Source organism: Aquirufa sp. TARAVU-A1A (assembly GCF_054558675.1).
In genome coordinates, this window is sequence record NZ_JBPXKP010000019.1 from 1 (window position 1) to 322 (window position 322).

Below are 322 nucleotides of genomic sequence, written 5' to 3' on the forward strand. Positions count from 1 at the left end.
GGTTATGGGAATGGGGTTGTGGGTGGCTTTCGGAATGTGAGTGGCAATAATGTGTGGAGTGGTACGGTGAGTTTAACGGGGAATTCGGGGATAGGTAGCGGCTCGGGTAAGTTGAGTTTAACGGGCAGTCCTGCGATAGCTGCGAGCAGTTATGGTTTGAAGATTTATGGGGTTGCTGGCAGCAGCGTGGAGTTGGTGGGTGAGGCTTTGTACACGGGCCAAACGGAATTGGTGAGTGGGAGTTTATTATTGGGAGCCGATGAGCGTATTGCCAACAGCAGTTCGGTGATGTTTAATGGAGGTGATTTATCGACAGCGGGAT

The 322-nt window shown here is 51.2% G+C and carries 1 protein-coding gene; it reads left to right on the forward strand.

Going from position 1 to position 322, the window contains the following annotated elements:
• Window positions 1–322, forward strand: a 322-nt coding sequence (locus V7S75_RS12070) for a hypothetical protein (protein WP_459514236.1), incomplete at both ends; no start/stop codon positions are given.